Genomic DNA, 15736 nt, shown 5'->3' with positions numbered 1-15736 from the left:
AACGCCCGGTCCCATTCCGAACCCGGAAGCTAAGCCCTCCAGCGCCGATGGTACTGCACTCGACAGGGTGTGGGAGAGTAGGACACCGCCGAACACAACATCCCAAAATGCCCCTGACCTCACGGTCAGGGGCATTTTGCATTCGAAACCACCAGCCACACAACACAATCGAAAGAACGCGTGCGCACTGTGTACCGCGCTGGATTCGTGTGGCACAGTCGTGTTCGATGAAACTTCCCGTCGACGGCCAGCGCGTCCACAAGGTTCTGCTCGATTTCGACCTGACCATCGAATTCGACAGCGGTGCCACCGTCGCGTTCAGTGAAGTCGTCGTCGATGATCTCGTCGTCGACGAAGACAATCAATTCGAGGGACTCAGGGCGTTCGCCGTGTTACTCGGTCTAGTCTGCGATGATGCCGAGTTCGACGAATCCGGTGTTCTCCGTCTGACATTCGACGGACGGACGCGAGTTGTGGCCCATCCACGACCAGAGGTCGAGTCGTGGGAATTCTGTGCGGCCGACGGGTCGACCGTGCTGTGTGGTGCCGAGGGCACCGTCGAATCGTGGCCGGCACCGCCGCACCGAAGCGACGAAGTATCCACTCGGGAGGGTCTACCCTCGATCGGTGCGACCGTCGTTCGTATATCTACCGGCGACGATGCATCCGTAGAATTCTCCGACGGAACTTGCCTGAATTTCGATCTACCGCTCGACGCGGGTTACTTGGTGCTTCGGGAGAGCGTTACTGCCAGTTCCGACGCGGGCGGGGACTGGGTCGTCGAGTTGTCGTCGGGGCACGTCATCTTCTACCGACCACGCACCACATAGGGTTTGCCGAACTGAGTTGCGACCCCGTCCGAGTACAGCACCGAGTCGGGTGTTCGAGTACTGACCCCCGGAAGACCCGCAGCCTCAACCAACTGATCCGAGCAGTGGGTCAGTTCCGCGTCCACCAGGGCCCAATGTCGATGCACGTTCGGCACGTACAGCAGGCGTCCGCCCAGCGCGGTGTGCAGTCCCCACCGCGCGGTGAGGAATACCGCCAGCGGGTCGTCGGACATGTCGCGTGTGCCCCGCACGATGCCGAAATCCGTCGTCGCACCGCGCTTCGGCGGTGCCAGCCGCCGGCTTCGGTAGGAAATTGCTCGCTTGTCGTCGTCGATATCGATCGATGCCCACCGGTAGGGGATACGTGCGGCATTGGTGCCCACGACGACTGCGAGTCGGGTCGCCTCGAGGGAGCGAAAGACGACACCGCGTCGGCCTTCTGCGTCCACGGAGTACAACCGCACATTGATCTCGCCGAAGGTCCCGAAGTACGGCACCGGGTGCCGATATCCGAGACCGGCACCGACCATGTGGAACCCGATGAGACCGACCCACGACGAACCGTCGAACTCGTCCGGTACGCACCCGTCCGGTAACAGCGGCGCGACGACCGAACTCGGTACTCGCCAGTGCAGGAAGACGAGTCGTTCCCACCGCTGGTCCATCAGAATCGGACGAGGCAACAGCGGTGGCCGGGGCCAAAGGCGTCGGGCATCGTCGCGGTTCATGTACTCGAGGGTAGGCGCGCCACGTCAGGAGGCGGTGAATCTGGCGTGCACGCTGGCGGAGATCGTGATGTTCTCGGGCTTCAGGGCGAACGCGGCGGGCCCGGATTGTGCGGCAAGCATGCGGTGGGACGGCTCGGTGACGCCGCGTTCGGCAGACCCCGTCAGCAGTCCGGGATCGGCAACGGCCACGGCCGTCACATTCACCCTTCCCAGGCTCGACGCATAGGCCTCTGCCTTGGACACAGCATCCTGCACTGCACGTTCGCGGACCTCATGGGTGTGGGCTTTCCTGCTCGGTTCGGTGAGGTCCCAGTCGAAGTGGTCGATCGAGACCCCGTCGAGAGCGGATGCCGCGTACACGAAGGCATCCACCAGGTCGAGTTGGCTGAACTTCACTTCGACGGACGCCTCGGCCTGATAGACGTACGGAAGTTGTTCGCCGTCCTGATTGAACGGGCGGTGACGGGAACGCCGAACCTGATCGATGGTCCATCGATCGATCGGCCCGTGTTCACTGTTGTAGAGGGGTTCGATGAGGCGAGTGAGCTCACGTACGAGTTGCCCCGCAGGCTCCGACGCGGACTCGGCGCTGCGGCCGTCGGTACGCACCGTCAGGGACAACGTGCATTGTTCGGGTGGGTATGTCACCTCGCCGTGACCGACGACGGTGATGTCGAGTGCTTCCGGGCTCATGACGTCCAGTCTGGCATCCGGGAACGGGGATTCATCGAATCTCAACACTGCTGGCCGACGCGTCAGGTGCGGAGGACAATCGGGTCATGCTCCCTGTTCTCGATCTCGAGTCGTCCGAAGACGACCCACAGGCCTTCCGACGGGCTCTGCGCGAGGCAGCCCACGACTCGGGGTTCTTCTACCTCGTCGGACACGGCATCGGCACCGACCGGATGGCCGACGTGTTGCGTTCGGCGCGGGCGTTCTTCGCGGTGCCCGACGCCGTCAAGGACGAGATCAGTCAACTGAAGAGCCCACACTTTCGCGGCTATTCGCGAGTGGGCGGCGAGCTGACCAACGGTCGGGTCGATTGGCGCGAGCAGATCGACATCGGTCCCGAGCGGCCGGCGATCGAGCATGCGCAGGGCTACTGGAATCTGCAAGGACCGAACCTGTGGCCGTCCGAACCCGAGGGCTTCCGCGAGACGTTCGAGCAGTGGGAGCAGTCGGTGTCGCAGATCGGACTCGCGCTGCTCCGACATTGGGCGGCCTCTCTCGGCGCGGACGAGCACGTGTTCGACGACGCGTTCGGCACCGCGCCGGCAACGTTGATGAAAGTCGTGCGCTACCCGGGTACGCCGGATCACTCACAGGGTGTGGGTGCGCACAAGGATTCTGGGGTGTTGACGCTGCTCCTGGTCGAACCCGACTCGGCCGGTTTGCAGGTGGAGACGACCGCGGATACCTGGGTCGATGTGCCGCCTCTGGAGGGCGCATTCATCGTCAACATCGGCGAGCTGCTGGAAGTGGCGACGGGCGGCTACCTCCGCGCGACGCGGCATCGGGTGATCGCCCCCGGGCCGGGTACCGACCGGGTATCGGTGCCGTACTTCCTCAGTCCCGCACTCGATGCCGTCGTACCGATCATCACGCTGCCACCGGAACTGGCACGGCACTCACGTGGCGTCGAGGACGATCCCGACAACCCCATCTACGACACCTACGGGGCGAACGCCTGGAAATCCCGTACGCGCGCACATCCCGACGTGGCTCTGTTGCACCACGGCATCGTTCCCGCCGGGCACAGCTCCGCTCAGTGACGCTGGCTGCGACCCTCATTCGAGGCGCGCCACTGTGCCCAGGCACCGGTGCACCACAGCGCCCACACGATCAGAAGAGGTTGGAACAGCAGTCGGATGCCGCGTGCGGCATCGGAGTCGAGACCGAACGCGTCGGTGTGCGTGACGAATTGAGAGATGTTTCCCGGGAAGACGGCGACGAAGAAGGCGGCCACCACCCATCCCACGAGCGCTGAGCGAGCAGTCCAGAACAGGAGCGCAAGACCGAGAACGATCTCGACGACGCCCGAAGCCAGGACGACGAAGTCGGTGTCGACGGGCATCCATGTCGGTACCTGGGCCGCGAAGGTACTGCGTGCCCAGAACAGATGGCTCAGACCGGCGAAGACGAGAAATGCTCCCAGCACGATCCGGCCGATGGTCCGAGATATCGATTTCGTCATTGCGCCATGAGACACCACGGGCACACTGGTGACCATGACCGGGACCACCACGACCGAGCATGCGTCGACCGATGCCACTCGGCGGCGCTGGGTATTGCACGTCGATCTCGACCAATTCATCGCAGCGGTCGAGGTGCTGAGGAACCCCGAACTCGTGGGCAAAGCCGTGGTGGTCGGCGGCAGGGGAGATCCGACCGAGCGTGGGGTGGTGTCGACGGCGTCCTACGAGGCACGGGCGAAGGGCGTCGGATCCGGAATGCCGCTGCGGATCGCAGCGAAGAAGATTCCCGACGCCGTTTTTCTTCCCGTCGACAAGCCGGCATACGACGAGGCGTCGGCGACGGTGATGGACACGCTGCGTTCCCTCGGGGTGGTGGTGGAGGTGATCGGCTGGGACGAGGCCTTTCTGGGCGTCGAGACCGACGATCCGAGGACATTCGCCAGGACAGTGCACGACGCGGTGTTCGATGCGACCGGGCTGCATTGTTCGGTCGGGATCGGGGACAACAAGCTTCGAGCGAAGATCGCCACCGATTTCGACAAGCCTCAGGGTATCTACCAACTCACCCAGGACAATTGGTACGAGGTGATGGGAGAGCGCGGCACCGATGCGCTGTGGGGAATCGGCAAGAAGATCTCCACCCGGCTTGCTGCACTCGGTATCACCACCGTCCGTGAATTGGCCGATGCGGACGACGCAGACCTCGCCGCGGCGTTCGGGCCGAAGATCGGGCCGTGGCTCGGTACGAAGGGGCGGGGGATCGAGCTGTCTCCGGTGACGTCCGAACCGTGGGTCGCGCGATCTCATAGTCGGGAAGTCACGTTCCAGACCAACGTCGCCGACTGGACCGTGATCAGGGACGAGGTCGCGAATTTGACGTCGAAGGTGCTCGCAGACATCGAAAGCGAGAATCGGCCTGCGCTCCGCGCGGCATTGAAGATCCGGTATGCCCCGTTCGAGACGCATACCGTCAGCGCCCCGATCGCGGGCCCGCCAACCTTCGATGCAGCGACTCTCACGTCGGCCGCGGTGGCCCTGGTGGATCGGCTCGACCACAGCCGAGAGGTTCGCTTGATCGGTGTGCGACTGGAAATGGTTCCGCCGCAACCGAAACCAGCGTCCTAGTTCACTTTCGGCCGGCAGCCCACTTCATTCCCCAGCCGTACTTCTTGTCGAGATCGGCTTGGCTGCCCTGGATGTACTCCACCTCGCGCGTCACGGTGATCCCGGCGGACGTGTTCTGCAGCAACGCGATCGAGCAGATCCGTGCCGAGTTTTCGGCCGAGTCCAGGCGAACCTCCACCTGCGGGCCGCTGGTGGGGTACAGGGTCACCACGCCGTCGACCGCAGCCCAGTTGGGTGCGCCGTCGTAGATCATCGCGAAGATCAGAATGCGCGTGAATTTGTCGGGGTCGGCGAGATTGATATGCATGTTCTCGCCGCCGCTGACCGAACCCGAGCGGTCGTCGCCGTCGAGCGCGATGAACGGCGGCTGCTGCAACGAACCGAAGCTGTTTCCCAGTGCCTGAACGACGCCCTTGGAACCGTCCCGCAGCTCGTAGAGGCAGCCGAGGTCGAGGTCCACCCCTCCGGTGCCGTACGACGCGGCGGCCAGCTTCGCCAGAAAGCCTTTCTTCTTCGGTTGCGCGGCAGGTGCGCCGCTCGATCAGTTGAGATTCACCCGCATCGACCCCTGCTTCTCACCGGACTTGGTCAAGCTGATGGTGGGCGACGCCTTGGACAGCGTCACCTTGCTCAGATTCACCGACGCGGCGGGCTGGGCGGGCTGAGAGGGCTTGCGGGTGTAGTCGATGGCCATCGTGGAGCCTTCCGAAACGGTCGAGTTCCGGATCGCGATGTCCGGTTTGGGCGGTCCGTCGAGAATAACCGCAACCGGGGTCGACGACGTGGGCCGGGAGTGCACTATGGAGTTCTCACGTTCGAAATTGAAAGGAACCGATGAACCCGGTCGTAGAGGTCGCGCAAGGGAAACTCAGTGGTCGCACAGTTGCGGGGGTGAGCGCCTTCAAGGGAATCCCGTACGCGGCACCGCCCTTCGGTGCACACCGCTTCCAGGCACCACAGCAACCCGAGTCGTGGGAGGGCGTCCGGCAGGCCACCGAATTCGGCCCGACGGCTCCCAAACCCGGATTTCCCAGCCCGATCGACCAGATTCTGTCCGAGGTGGCGATCGACGGAGACGATTGCCTGAACGTGAATGTCTGGACGCCCGACGTCGAGGCCGCGGGGTTGCCGGTACTGGTATGGATTCACGGTGGGTCGTTCACCAACGGCAGCGGCGCGGTACCCACGTACGACGGCACCGCGTTCGCCCGCGACGGAATCGTGTGCGTCACCATCAACTACCGATTGGGCGTCGACGGATTCCTGGCGATCGACGGAGCGCCCGCCAACCGCGGTCTGCTGGATCAGGTTGCGGCGCTCGAATGGGTGGCCGCCAACATTACGGCGTTCGGCGGCGACCCCGCTCAGGTGACGATTGCGGGGGAGTCGGCGGGCGCGATGAGTGTGGGCACGCTGCTGTCGATGCCACGCGCGAAGGGGCTGTTTCGCCGCGCCATCCTGCAGAGCGGCGGCGGGCACCACGTACTGACGGAGGAGACCGCGAAGAAGGTCACCGCGGCGTTGGCGTCGGACCTCGGTGTGGAACCCACCGTCGACGGTTTCGGTTCGGTGCCGGTGGCGGACTTGACGGCCGCGCAGACTGCGCTGTCGAATCGTATTGCCAAGCAACCCGATCCGCGTCTGTGGGGCGAGCTGGTCCTCAATGTCATGGCGTACGAACCGCACATCGACGGGGACGTGGTGCCGGCCCGGCCGATCGATGCGATCGCCGCCGGCTCCACCGCAGACGTCGAGATCATGGTCGGATCCAACTCCGACGAACATGCGCTGTTCTTCGTACCCAGCGGGGTGTTCCGGCACATCGACGAGAATCTGCTGCGCATGGCCATGGCGGGCATGGGCGCCGACGCGGACCGGGTGCTCGAGCTCTACCGCGCCGACACACCCGACGCCACCGCAGGTGAGGTCATGATGGCCGCGATGACCGACTGGTTCTTCCGAATTCCTGTCATTCGTATCGCCGAGGCTCGTTCGGGTTCCGCGACGTATATGTACGAATTCGCTTGGCCGTCACCGTCGTACGAGGGCAAGCTGGGTGCCTGCCATGCAATCGAGATCCCGTTCGTCTTCGACAACCTCGCCGAGGGCACCGGTGGGTTGCTCCTCGGGCCGAACCCTCCGCAGAAACTCGCCGACCGGACTCACCGCGCCTGGGTGGACTTCGTCACGGCAGGCGACCCGGGCTGGGCCCCGTACGGGTCGGAGCGAACGGTCATGACATTCGACGAGGAGTCGGCTTCGGTGCAGGATCCTCGTGCGGCGCAGCGGGAGCTGTGGGACAAGATCCGGTAGACGACAGCACCGGTGGTATATGCCGTACCACCGGTGCGGGGTCTCGATCAGGGACGCGGAACGTTACGCAGGTTCGACTTCGCCATCCGAACTGCTTCTCCTACACCGCCGTTGAGAACAACCTTGCTCATCGCGAGCGCGAAGCCCTTGAGCTGCTCGCCGGTGAGGGTCGGCGGCACCGACAGTGCCAGCGGATCGGTGATCAGTTGCACCAGGGCAGGCCCGTCCGTGGCGAACGCGGTTTCGAGTGCGCCGCGAATATCACCCGGCTGGTCGACACGCTGCGCGTGAATGCCCGCAGCCTTGGCGATTCCGGTGTAGTCGACCTGTGGCACGTCTACGCCGAAGTCGGGGAGTCCGTCGACGAGCATCTCGGCCTTGACCATGCCCAGGGTCGAGTTGTCGAACATGACGATCTTCACCGGCAACTTGTACATCGCCACGGTGAGGAGTTCGGAGAGCATCATCGAGAATCCACCGTCACCCGAGATGGAGACGACCTGACGGCCCGGGTGCGCGAACTGCGCCCCGATGGCGTGCGGTAGCGCGTTGGCCATCGAGCCGTGCAGCATCGATGCGACGAAAGCTCTTTTGCCGGTGGGGTTGATGTATCGGGCGGTCCACACGTTGCACATACCGGTATCGGTGGTGAACACGGCATCGTCGTCGGCCAGATCGTCGAGCACGGACGCGGCGAACTCGGGATGGATCGGCACGAGCTTCTCGGCATTGCGGGTGTACGCGCCGACTGTCTTGCCCATCAGATCGTTGTGCTTGTCCAACCACTTCTCTGCGTACCGGCGATCGGTCTTGCGAGTGACCAACGGCTGCAACGCGTTCAGAGTTGCACGCACGTCTCCGTGGATGGGGTACTTCACCGAGGTACGGCGACCCAACTTGGTCGGATCGATGTCGATCTGCGCGGTCGCGACATCCTCGGGAAGAAACTGTTGGTACGGAAAGTCGGTGCCGAGCAGGATGAGCAGATCGGCGTCGTGGATACCGGCGTGCGCAGCTCCGTAGCCGAGCAGGCCGGTCATGCCGACGTCGTACGGGTTGTCGTACTGGATGAACTCCTTGCCGCGCAACGAATGTCCGACGGGAGCGCCGATGGTGTCGGCGAATGCGACGACCTCGTCATGGGCACCCTTGACGCCGTAGCCGGCGAAGATCGCGACCTTCTCGGCATTGTTGATGGCGTCGGCCAGCTGTTGGATGTCGGCGGCGGGCGGAGTGACGACGGGAGTCGACGGAATGGCGATGGGATCCATTGCGCCGGCAGCGGACAGCTCGGCGATGTCACCGGGGAGCGTCACCACCGATACTCCGCCGCCGGTGATCGCTGCGTTGATCGCGGCGCGGAAGACGCGCGGTGCTTGCTCGGCGGTGGAGACGAACTCGTTGTACAGCGAGCATTCGACGAACAGGCGATCGGGATGCGTCTCCTGGAAGTACCCCGACCCGATCTCGCTGCTGGGAATGTGGGATGCGATCGCGAGAACCGGTGCGCCGGAACGGTGTGCGTCGAACAGCCCGTTGATCAGATGCAGGTTACCCGGTCCGCAGGAGCCGGCGCACACGGCCAGGGTGCCGGTGGTCTGCGCGTCCGCCGATGCCGCGAACGCCGCGGCTTCCTCGTGGCGAACATGGATCCAGTCGATGCCGCCCTTGGCCGACCCTCCGGTCCGACGCACCGCGTCGACCACCGGGTTGAGACTGTCGCCGACGATTCCGTAGATGCGCCGAACTCCGGCGTCGACGAGTCCGCGAACGAGTTGATCGGCCACTGTGGTGGACATAGTTTTTCTCCTCGGATGTAGTAGCGCGCCTCGGGGTCGATGTGCCCTGTGCGCATTCTCGACGCCTTCCCGGCGCCGAGGGTGTACGAAACATAGAAGTGCAGCGCGATCGCTACCGCAAGAGCAAAGCCCAGGTAGAGGCCCGACGCGATCTCCGTCACGTGGCGAAATTCCTGCCAGCACTCATCGAAGACTGGGGCTGTCCTGACGTGCTGTCTGCCGATGGCGACATTCAAATGAACAGGCTCTGTACAGGTTCATTCTTGGGATGTACGGTTCTGACATGACCGAGCCCGCTATGACTCAGCGCACACCGGAACGCGCACGGCACAAGCGCCAACAGGTACTCGCCTCGCTCAAGAACACCATCGAGTCCGGCGACATCCCCTCAGGCTCGTTCTTGCCCGGAGAGAACGACCTTGCCCGCGAGTTCTCGGTCAGTCGCGGAACCATCCGATCGGCGCTCAGCGAATTGGAAGAACAGAACCTCATCCAAAAGCGAAGCGGCATAGGATCACTCGTCACCTTCGATGGTCATCAGATCGAGACTGCGGACGGATGGGCGCGGGCCCTGTCCTCCGCGGGCGTCGAGATGCACACCCGCACTCTCCGGGTCGAGCGCATCGTCGACCCCGAGTTGGCAGCCGAGGCCGGTACTTCCACGTTGAACTTCGTTGCCGTCGACCGAGTGCGGCACGTGGTCGACGGGCGACCGGTGTCGCTGGAGCGTAGCCGTGTTCCGGCGCTCGGTTCGCTTGCGGACCTGCCCGAGAACGGATTGGTAGAAGAATCGCTGACTGCAACCTTGAGGTCTGCGGGGCTCGTGGCTGCCAGCGGCGAGCAATGGGTCTCGGTGGTTCCCGTCGACGCGGCCGATGCAGCCGTTCTCGAAGTGCCGGTGGGCACCCCGTACCTGCACAGCATTCGTGTCAGTCGAGACGCGTCGGGTCGGTTCGTCGAGAAGGTCGTCAGCCTGCTCGCGCCCGACCGATTTCGGCTCCATCTCACTTTCAATTCCTGACCGATGACCCCACTCTCTGCGAGGACTGTTTCGATGTCTGCTTCACGCGATCGCGCCCTCGGGGCTTTCTATGGCCTGGCGCTGGGAGACGCGCTGGGAATGCCGACGCAATCGATGTGTCGCGGGGACATTGCTGAGGATTACGGCCAACTACGCGGATTCGTCGCCGCCGGTCCCCGTCAGCGGATCGCGCACGGCATGTCGGCGGGCTCGATCACCGACGACACCGAGCAGGCGATCATGTTGGCCCAGTTGATCATCGACGGTGACGGTAGGGTCGATCCCTCGGCTTTCGCCCGCGCCTTGATCGCGTGGGAGTCCGAGATGTCCGCGCGCGGATCTTTGGATCTGCTCGGGCCGTCCACCAAGCGAGCTGTGGAACGAATACTCGACGGCTCCGACCCGAACGAGGCGGGCAAGTTCGGCAGCACCAACGGTGCGGCCATGCGAATCACACCTGCGGCAATTGCGGCATCGTTGGACGGCGGTATCGCGCCGTTCGTCGACGCGATCTACAGTTGCAGTTTCGTCACCCACAACACGTCACTCGGAATAGCCTCCGCCGCAGCGGTTGCCGGAGCCATCAGCGCCGGGATCGCGGGTGCGGAATTGCACGAGGCGGTCGACATCGGTGTCGCCGCCGCCACCGAGGGGGCCACCCGGGGATATTGGGTCGCCGGTGGAAACATCGCAGCCCGTATTCGTTGGGCAGTCGAGCTGGTCGGCAAGTCCGCCGACCGGCCCATCACGGACACAGTGGCAGACGTCATCGGCACGTCCGTCGCGTCACAGGAATCAGTGGTAGCGGCCTTCGCTCTGGCCGTTGCGTACGACGACCCTTGGGACGTCGTACTGGCAGCCGCCACCATCGGCGGCGACACCGACACGATCGCAGCAATAGCCGGCGCAATTCGCGGTGCCGTCGGCGGCCTGGCAGCGTGGCCCGGCGAAGCGATACGAACGGTAACCGACGTGAACAAGCTCGATCTGGAGCCCATCGTCGACCGACTGCTTGCTCTCCGTAACACGAACTGACACAGTTCGACTCACCCTTGGAGCACAACCATGACCTCATCCGCTTCCACGTCTGCATCGGACACGACAGTCGACGTATTGTCCCTGGAAACTCGGGGGATCGAGCCAGTCCCGGACGACGAGCGCAACGGTAATCCGCTGCAGTTGTTCTGGGTGTGGTTCGCCGCGAACATTTCCATTCTCGGTCTACCGCTCGGGGCTACCCTGGTGGTCTTCACCGGTCTGAATATCTGGCAAGCATTGATTGTCGCCCTGGTGGGCGCGGCGGGTTCGTTCGCCATCGTTGGAATCGTGTCGATTGCCGGTAAACGTGGCGGGGCACCGAGTCTCACGTTGTCGCGAGCCACCTTCGGGGTTCGCGGAAACATCGGCCCCACACTGGTCTCGCTGATGTCGCGACTCGGCTGGGAAACCGTCAACACCACGACCGCGGCATTCGTGTTGCTGTCGATCTTCACACTGATCTTCGGTGGATCCGGCGTCGCGAAGGATCATGCCGTCGTCACGATCGTCTCCATCGTCGTCTTCATCGTGCTCACACTGGTGGTCAGCGGTCTGGGGCATGCGGCGATCCTCGTCATCCAACGCTGGTCCACGTGGATTTTCGGTGCGCTGAACATCTTCGTCGCAATCTTCCTGATCGCCACCGTCGACTGGACTGCAGTGACCAGTACCCCGGCCGGATCCATCAGTGCGATGGTCATCGGTGTCGGAACCATAGCTGCTGGAACAGGTATCGGTTGGGCGAATGCCGGAGCCGACATGTCGCGATATCAACGAAAGAGTGTGGGAGCCGGCTCGTTGGTGCTGTCCAGCGCGGCCGGAGCCGGAATTCCCCTCGTTCTGCTGATCGGACTCGGCGCGCTGCTGTCGGCAGGCGACAACAGCCTTGCGTCCGCATCGGATCCGGTTGCGGCAATCCGAGAAATTCTGCCGGCCTGGATGGCCGTTCCGTATCTGATCACCGCATTCGGCGGATTGCTGTTGTCCAACCATCTTTCGGTGTATTCGGCCAGTCTCACCACGTTGACCCTCGGTTTCCGGATCAAGCGGGTCTATGCGGTCGGAGTCGACGTCTTCGTCACGTTCGTCGGCGCCATCTATTTCATGCTGATCTCCGACGGCTTCTACGGACCGTTCATCACCTTCATCTCGGTTCTCGCCGTACCTCTGACGGCATGGCTCGGTGTGTTCATGACGGACATGATCAAACGGAAGACGTACGACGCGGCATCGATCATGAACGTGGGCAACACCAGTCGCTACTGGTACACCGGCGGAGTCAACTGGTACGCCTTCGCGAGCTGGGCGGCGGGAATCGTGGTGGGCTTCCTGTTCACTGCGATCACGGTGGACGGCGACGTGATCTACACCGGACCGCTGTCCGGCAGCTGGATCGGTGACAACGGACTCGGCTGGGTGGCGTCGTTCGTGATCGCCGCCGGGCTCTATCTCGTCACCGGTGGAGCGCGGCGGACCGAGACGGTCTCTCGGTGAGTCCGCGACTGATCCATACCGGTCAGGTGATCGTCGACGTGGTGATGGCCGTACCCGAAGTGCCGGTTCCGGGAGGTGACGTCGTAGCGACGTCACTGAACGAGACCGCGGGCGGTGGACTCAACGTGATGGTCGCCGCGATTCGTGATGATCTGCCGGTGATCTTCGCCGGCAGATACGGGTCCGGTCACTATGGTTCGATCGTCCGCGAAGCTCTGTCCGCCAGCGGTGCCCGCATAGTCAATACCGCACCGTCTGAACAGGACTCGGGGTTCTGTATCGCCCTCGTCGATGCGAACACCGAGCGCACGTTCGTGACCTACCCGGGGGCCGAGGCGGAACTTGGTGTCGGGGACCTCGAGGCGGCAGGGGTGCGGAGTGCAGACTTGGTGTACGTCACCGGCTACGGGCTGGCGCACGAGAGCAACGCCGCAGCATTGACCGCGTGGCTGCCGACGCTTCCCGCGGACGTCACGGTGCTGTTCGATCCGTCTCCATTGATCGCCACGCTGAACCGCGACGTGGTGGACGCCGTTCTCGCCCGTGCCGACATCGTGAGCGTGAATCTACGCGAGGGCATGCTCATGACGGATGAGGTCGATATCGATTCCATCGCGGCCGAATTGGTGACGAGGGTGCGGCCCGATGCGGCGGTGGTACTCCGTACCGGTCCGGACGGTTGTCGAATCGCGGGCGGTAGACGGACGTCGCAATCGGTTCCGGGGTTCGAGGTGCAGGCGGTGGACTCGAACGGCGCGGGCGATGCTCACGCCGGGGTGTTGTTGGCAGGGCTGTCCCGTGGGCTCGGTCTGTACGACGCGGCGCTGCGGGCCAATGCTGCTGCAGCACTTGCGGTCACCGAGCGAGGACCGGCGACGGCTCCGCCTCGGTCACGTACCGACGCGTTGATCCGCGGTCGTCCTCTCGACGGGTGAGAGACGACTCCGTCCTGGAACCGTCGAGTCGCGCACGACGAGGGTCGGTGTCAACGCCATCGAGGACACCGGAAGTCCATGGGTGACCGCCAGCAGCATCTCTGCTGCGCGCGTGCCGATTTCGCGGTGTGGGCTGTGAATCGTCGTCAACGGAACGGTCAACTCGCTGCAGATCGAGATGTCGTTGTAGCCGACGACGGCTACGTCGCGTCCTGGCTGCAGACCCGACTGACGCAGCACGCCGAGCACTCCGATGGCGCTGAAATCGTTGGTCGCGAAGATCGCCGTCGGGGGAGTCGGCAGCGACAGAAGGGCGCTCGCCCCGCGCCTTCCGGCATCGGGATCGAACCCCTCTTCCCGTACGTACTCGTCCGGAACGTCGATGCCTGCGTCGCGGAGGGCAGCGCGGCAGCCCTCCAAGCGGTCGATTCCGGTGCTGGCCCACGCAGGGCCGGACACGATCCCCACTCGGGTGTGGCCCAGTCCGGCCAGGTGCTCACCGGCGAGGTAGCCGCCCCGATGGTCGTCGCACGTCACGGAGGTCATGCCCGGGTATCTGCGGCTGATGAGCACGAACTTGATCCCTCGGCGCTGGAGGTTTTCGAGGTTCTCGCTGTCGAGGCGAGCATCACCGAAGATGAGGCCGTCGACGTTGCGGCCGAGCAACAGGTCGATGCGTCGACGCTGCTGAATCGGATCGTCGTGGGTGTTGGCGACGAAGGTCTCGTACCCGGCACGATTCGCTGTTTCCTCGATGGCGTCGTACATCGCAGAGAGCACCACATCGGTCAATCGCGGGACGAGTACTCCGAACGCAGTGGATTTCTTGGTGGTCAAGCTCGCCGCGTTGGGGTTGGGGACGTAGTCCATATCGCGGGCCAGCTCGAACAATCGCAGATCTCCGGCGCTCGCACCTGCCGGGTCGAGCGCAACGCGTCGCAGAGCACGAGAGACGGTCGAAACATGCACTCCCGCAGCCGCTGCGACCGTTTTGAGCGTGACGCTCCCCGAACTGGTGCTGTCCACTGGCGGTTCCCCTCGATCCTCCGTCGGCGCTGCCCCGACCCCTGATGACCCCTAAGCTAGCACCGTGCGCAATCGTTTGCGCAACAAGTTGCCCCTAGGAACGGACAATAGATGACAGGTCTTGGTGGTCTCAATCCGTCGCCGACGTCACTCACGCTCGGCCTGGTTCAGCAGCAGGTTCCGCTGATCACGAGCTTGGACGATGTCGACGCGACGACCGATCGCGTGTGCAGGCAGCTGCGCGAGGCGAAGGCCGGGTTCGCGGCGCTCGACCTCGTGGTCTTCCCGGAGTACTCACTGCACGGTCTACGCAAATCGTCGTGGGCGTCCGACGAGGTGATGTGCGACATGGACGGTCCGCAGGTGGAGCGATTGCGCGACGCGTGCCGTGAGTCGACGGTGTGGGGGTGCTTCAGCATCATGGAACGCAACCCCGGTGGAGCGCCGTTCAACTCAGGAATAATCGTCGACGATCAGGGTGAGATTGCCCTGTACGTCCGCAAACTTCACCCCTGGACGCCCAAGGAGCCTTGGGAGCCCGGCGACATCGGTCTGCCGGTCTGCCCGGGACCGAAGGGTTCGGTGCTGTCGCTGTTGATCTGTCACGACGGAATGTTCCCCGAAGTCGCCCGTGAAGCGAGCTACCGCGGTGCCAACGTGTTGCTGCGCACGGCCGGCTACAAGTTCCCTCTTCGGCAGTCCTGGCGTATCACCAACGAGGCCAATGCATTCCACAACCTGGCGTACACTGCCTCGGTCTGTTTGGCGGGGGAGGACGGCAACGGCATCCCGTCGATGGGGGAGGCGATGGTGTGCGACTACGAAGGAACGATCATCGAGCGCGGCGATTCCACACCCGATCGGGTGGTGACCGTGTCGATCGAGCCGGCCAGGGCCGACGCGGCACGTCGCGAGTGGGGAGTGGAGAACAACATCTATCAACTGGGGCATCGTGGGTACACCGCGCTCGATGGAGGGGCGCGTGACTGCCCGTACACCTACGTCCGCGATCTCGCCGACGGAACCTACCGAGTTCCGTGGGAGGACGAGGTTCGCATTGTCGACGGGTCTTCGGAGGGATACGGGCCGCCGCGTCGAGACGGTAGTCCGATCGATACGGCCAGGGCCGGGATGCGCGGCGAGTAAGGCGCAGGTTACGCAGCCGGTGCCCGTGTAACGGTGCCATTAATTGGTTTCGGATTTGTGGCCCAAAGCTCGACATCGACCGAGAA

14 protein-coding genes, 1 rRNA gene and 1 pseudogene are annotated in these 15736 nt (G+C 63.9%); 10 read left to right on the top strand and 6 right to left on the bottom strand.

Features of this window, described 5'->3' with window-relative positions:
- Positions 1-94, top strand: a 5S ribosomal RNA gene (gene rrf / locus CH278_RS26350); the annotation flags it as partial.
- Positions 95-227: 133 nt separating this feature from the next.
- Positions 228-830 carry a DUF6188 family protein gene (locus tag CH278_RS26345; protein ID WP_052055135.1) on the top strand — a complete coding sequence of 201 codons (603 nt, stop codon included), beginning with the start codon at positions 228-230 and terminating at the stop codon, positions 828-830.
- Here CH278_RS26345 and CH278_RS26340 read toward each other — a convergent pair.
- Complete coding sequence (locus tag CH278_RS26340; RefSeq protein WP_256991834.1) at positions 809-1558, bottom strand: YqjF family protein; 750 nt, start codon at positions 1556-1558, stop codon at positions 809-811. The two genes, CH278_RS26345 and CH278_RS26340, sit on opposite strands and share 22 nt — an antisense overlap.
- A 24-nt stretch (positions 1559-1582) precedes the next feature.
- Positions 1583-2251, bottom strand: coding sequence for an SIMPL domain-containing protein (locus tag CH278_RS26335; RefSeq protein ID WP_032384770.1), 669 nt, complete (start codon positions 2249-2251; stop codon positions 1583-1585).
- Positions 2252-2337: 86 nt separating this feature from the next.
- Here CH278_RS26335 and CH278_RS26330 point away from each other — a divergent pair, with 86 nt between their 5' ends.
- A complete protein-coding gene (locus tag CH278_RS26330; protein ID WP_094623282.1) occupies positions 2338-3330 on the top strand; it encodes an isopenicillin N synthase family dioxygenase in 993 nt (330 codons plus the stop codon).
- Here the strand turns inward: CH278_RS26330 and CH278_RS26325 are convergent.
- Complete coding sequence (locus CH278_RS26325) at positions 3324-3752, bottom strand: DoxX family protein (protein WP_228139261.1); 429 nt, start codon at positions 3750-3752, stop codon at positions 3324-3326. The two genes, CH278_RS26330 and CH278_RS26325, sit on opposite strands and share 7 nt — an antisense overlap.
- 34 nt (positions 3753-3786) lie before the next feature.
- Here CH278_RS26325 and CH278_RS26320 point away from each other — a divergent pair, with 34 nt between their 5' ends.
- The gene (locus CH278_RS26320) at positions 3787-4878 is read left to right on the top strand and encodes a DNA polymerase IV (protein WP_094623308.1); all 1092 of its coding nucleotides are present in this window, start codon (positions 3787-3789) and stop codon (positions 4876-4878) included.
- 1 nt (position 4879) lies between these two features.
- Here CH278_RS26320 and CH278_RS26315 read toward each other — a convergent pair.
- Positions 4880-5572, bottom strand: a pseudogene (locus tag CH278_RS26315) (TerD family protein).
- 140 nt (positions 5573-5712) lie between these two features.
- Between CH278_RS26315 and CH278_RS26310 the strand changes: the two are divergent.
- Complete coding sequence (locus CH278_RS26310; protein ID WP_094623281.1) at positions 5713-7191, top strand: carboxylesterase/lipase family protein; 1479 nt, start codon at positions 5713-5715, stop codon at positions 7189-7191.
- 47 nt (positions 7192-7238) lie between these two features.
- Here the strand turns inward: CH278_RS26310 and CH278_RS26305 are convergent, their stop codons facing one another.
- Positions 7239-8990 (bottom strand): pyruvate dehydrogenase, encoded by a 1752-nt coding sequence (locus CH278_RS26305; RefSeq protein ID WP_057474750.1) that lies wholly within the window; start codon positions 8988-8990, stop codon positions 7239-7241.
- Positions 8991-9273: 283 nt separating this feature from the next.
- Here CH278_RS26305 and CH278_RS26300 point away from each other — a divergent pair, with 283 nt between their 5' ends.
- The 4 genes from CH278_RS26300 to CH278_RS26285 are packed head-to-tail and all read left to right on the top strand — an operon-like array spanning position 9274 to position 13478.
- On the top strand, positions 9274-10011 hold the full coding sequence (locus tag CH278_RS26300) for a GntR family transcriptional regulator (RefSeq protein WP_051365410.1): 738 nt from the start codon (positions 9274-9276) through the stop codon (positions 10009-10011).
- 33 nt (positions 10012-10044) lie between these two features.
- On the top strand, positions 10045-11046 hold the full coding sequence (locus CH278_RS26295; protein ID WP_027497883.1) for an ADP-ribosylglycohydrolase family protein: 1002 nt from the start codon (positions 10045-10047) through the stop codon (positions 11044-11046).
- 30 nt (positions 11047-11076) lie between these two features.
- On the top strand, positions 11077-12543 hold the full coding sequence (locus CH278_RS26290) for a purine-cytosine permease family protein (protein ID WP_027497882.1): 1467 nt from the start codon (positions 11077-11079) through the stop codon (positions 12541-12543).
- Positions 12540-13478, top strand: a complete 939-nt coding sequence (locus tag CH278_RS26285) for a PfkB family carbohydrate kinase (RefSeq protein ID WP_218828735.1) — start codon at positions 12540-12542, stop codon at positions 13476-13478. The genes CH278_RS26290 and CH278_RS26285 overlap by 4 nt, the downstream gene beginning before the upstream one ends.
- On the opposite strand, the gene CH278_RS26280 is transcribed toward CH278_RS26285, so the two are convergent.
- On the bottom strand, positions 13434-14504 hold the full coding sequence (locus CH278_RS26280; protein ID WP_051365239.1) for a LacI family DNA-binding transcriptional regulator: 1071 nt from the start codon (positions 14502-14504) through the stop codon (positions 13434-13436). The genes CH278_RS26285 and CH278_RS26280 overlap by 45 nt on opposite strands.
- 111 nt (positions 14505-14615) lie before the next feature.
- Between CH278_RS26280 and CH278_RS26275 the strand changes: the two genes are divergently transcribed.
- Positions 14616-15650: a formamidase gene (locus tag CH278_RS26275; RefSeq protein WP_027497880.1), complete on the top strand. Its 1035-nt coding sequence runs from the start codon at positions 14616-14618 to the stop codon at positions 15648-15650.
- The last annotated feature ends 86 nt before the right edge of the window (positions 15651-15736 follow it).

Origin of the sequence: Rhodococcus sp. 05-2254-5 (genome assembly GCF_002258575.1) — a bacterium.
Taxonomy (GTDB): domain Bacteria; phylum Actinomycetota; class Actinomycetes; order Mycobacteriales; family Mycobacteriaceae; genus Rhodococcoides; species Rhodococcoides fascians.
The sequence above is the reverse complement of the archived record's forward strand: the minus strand, read 5'-3'. Positions and strand labels throughout refer to the sequence as shown.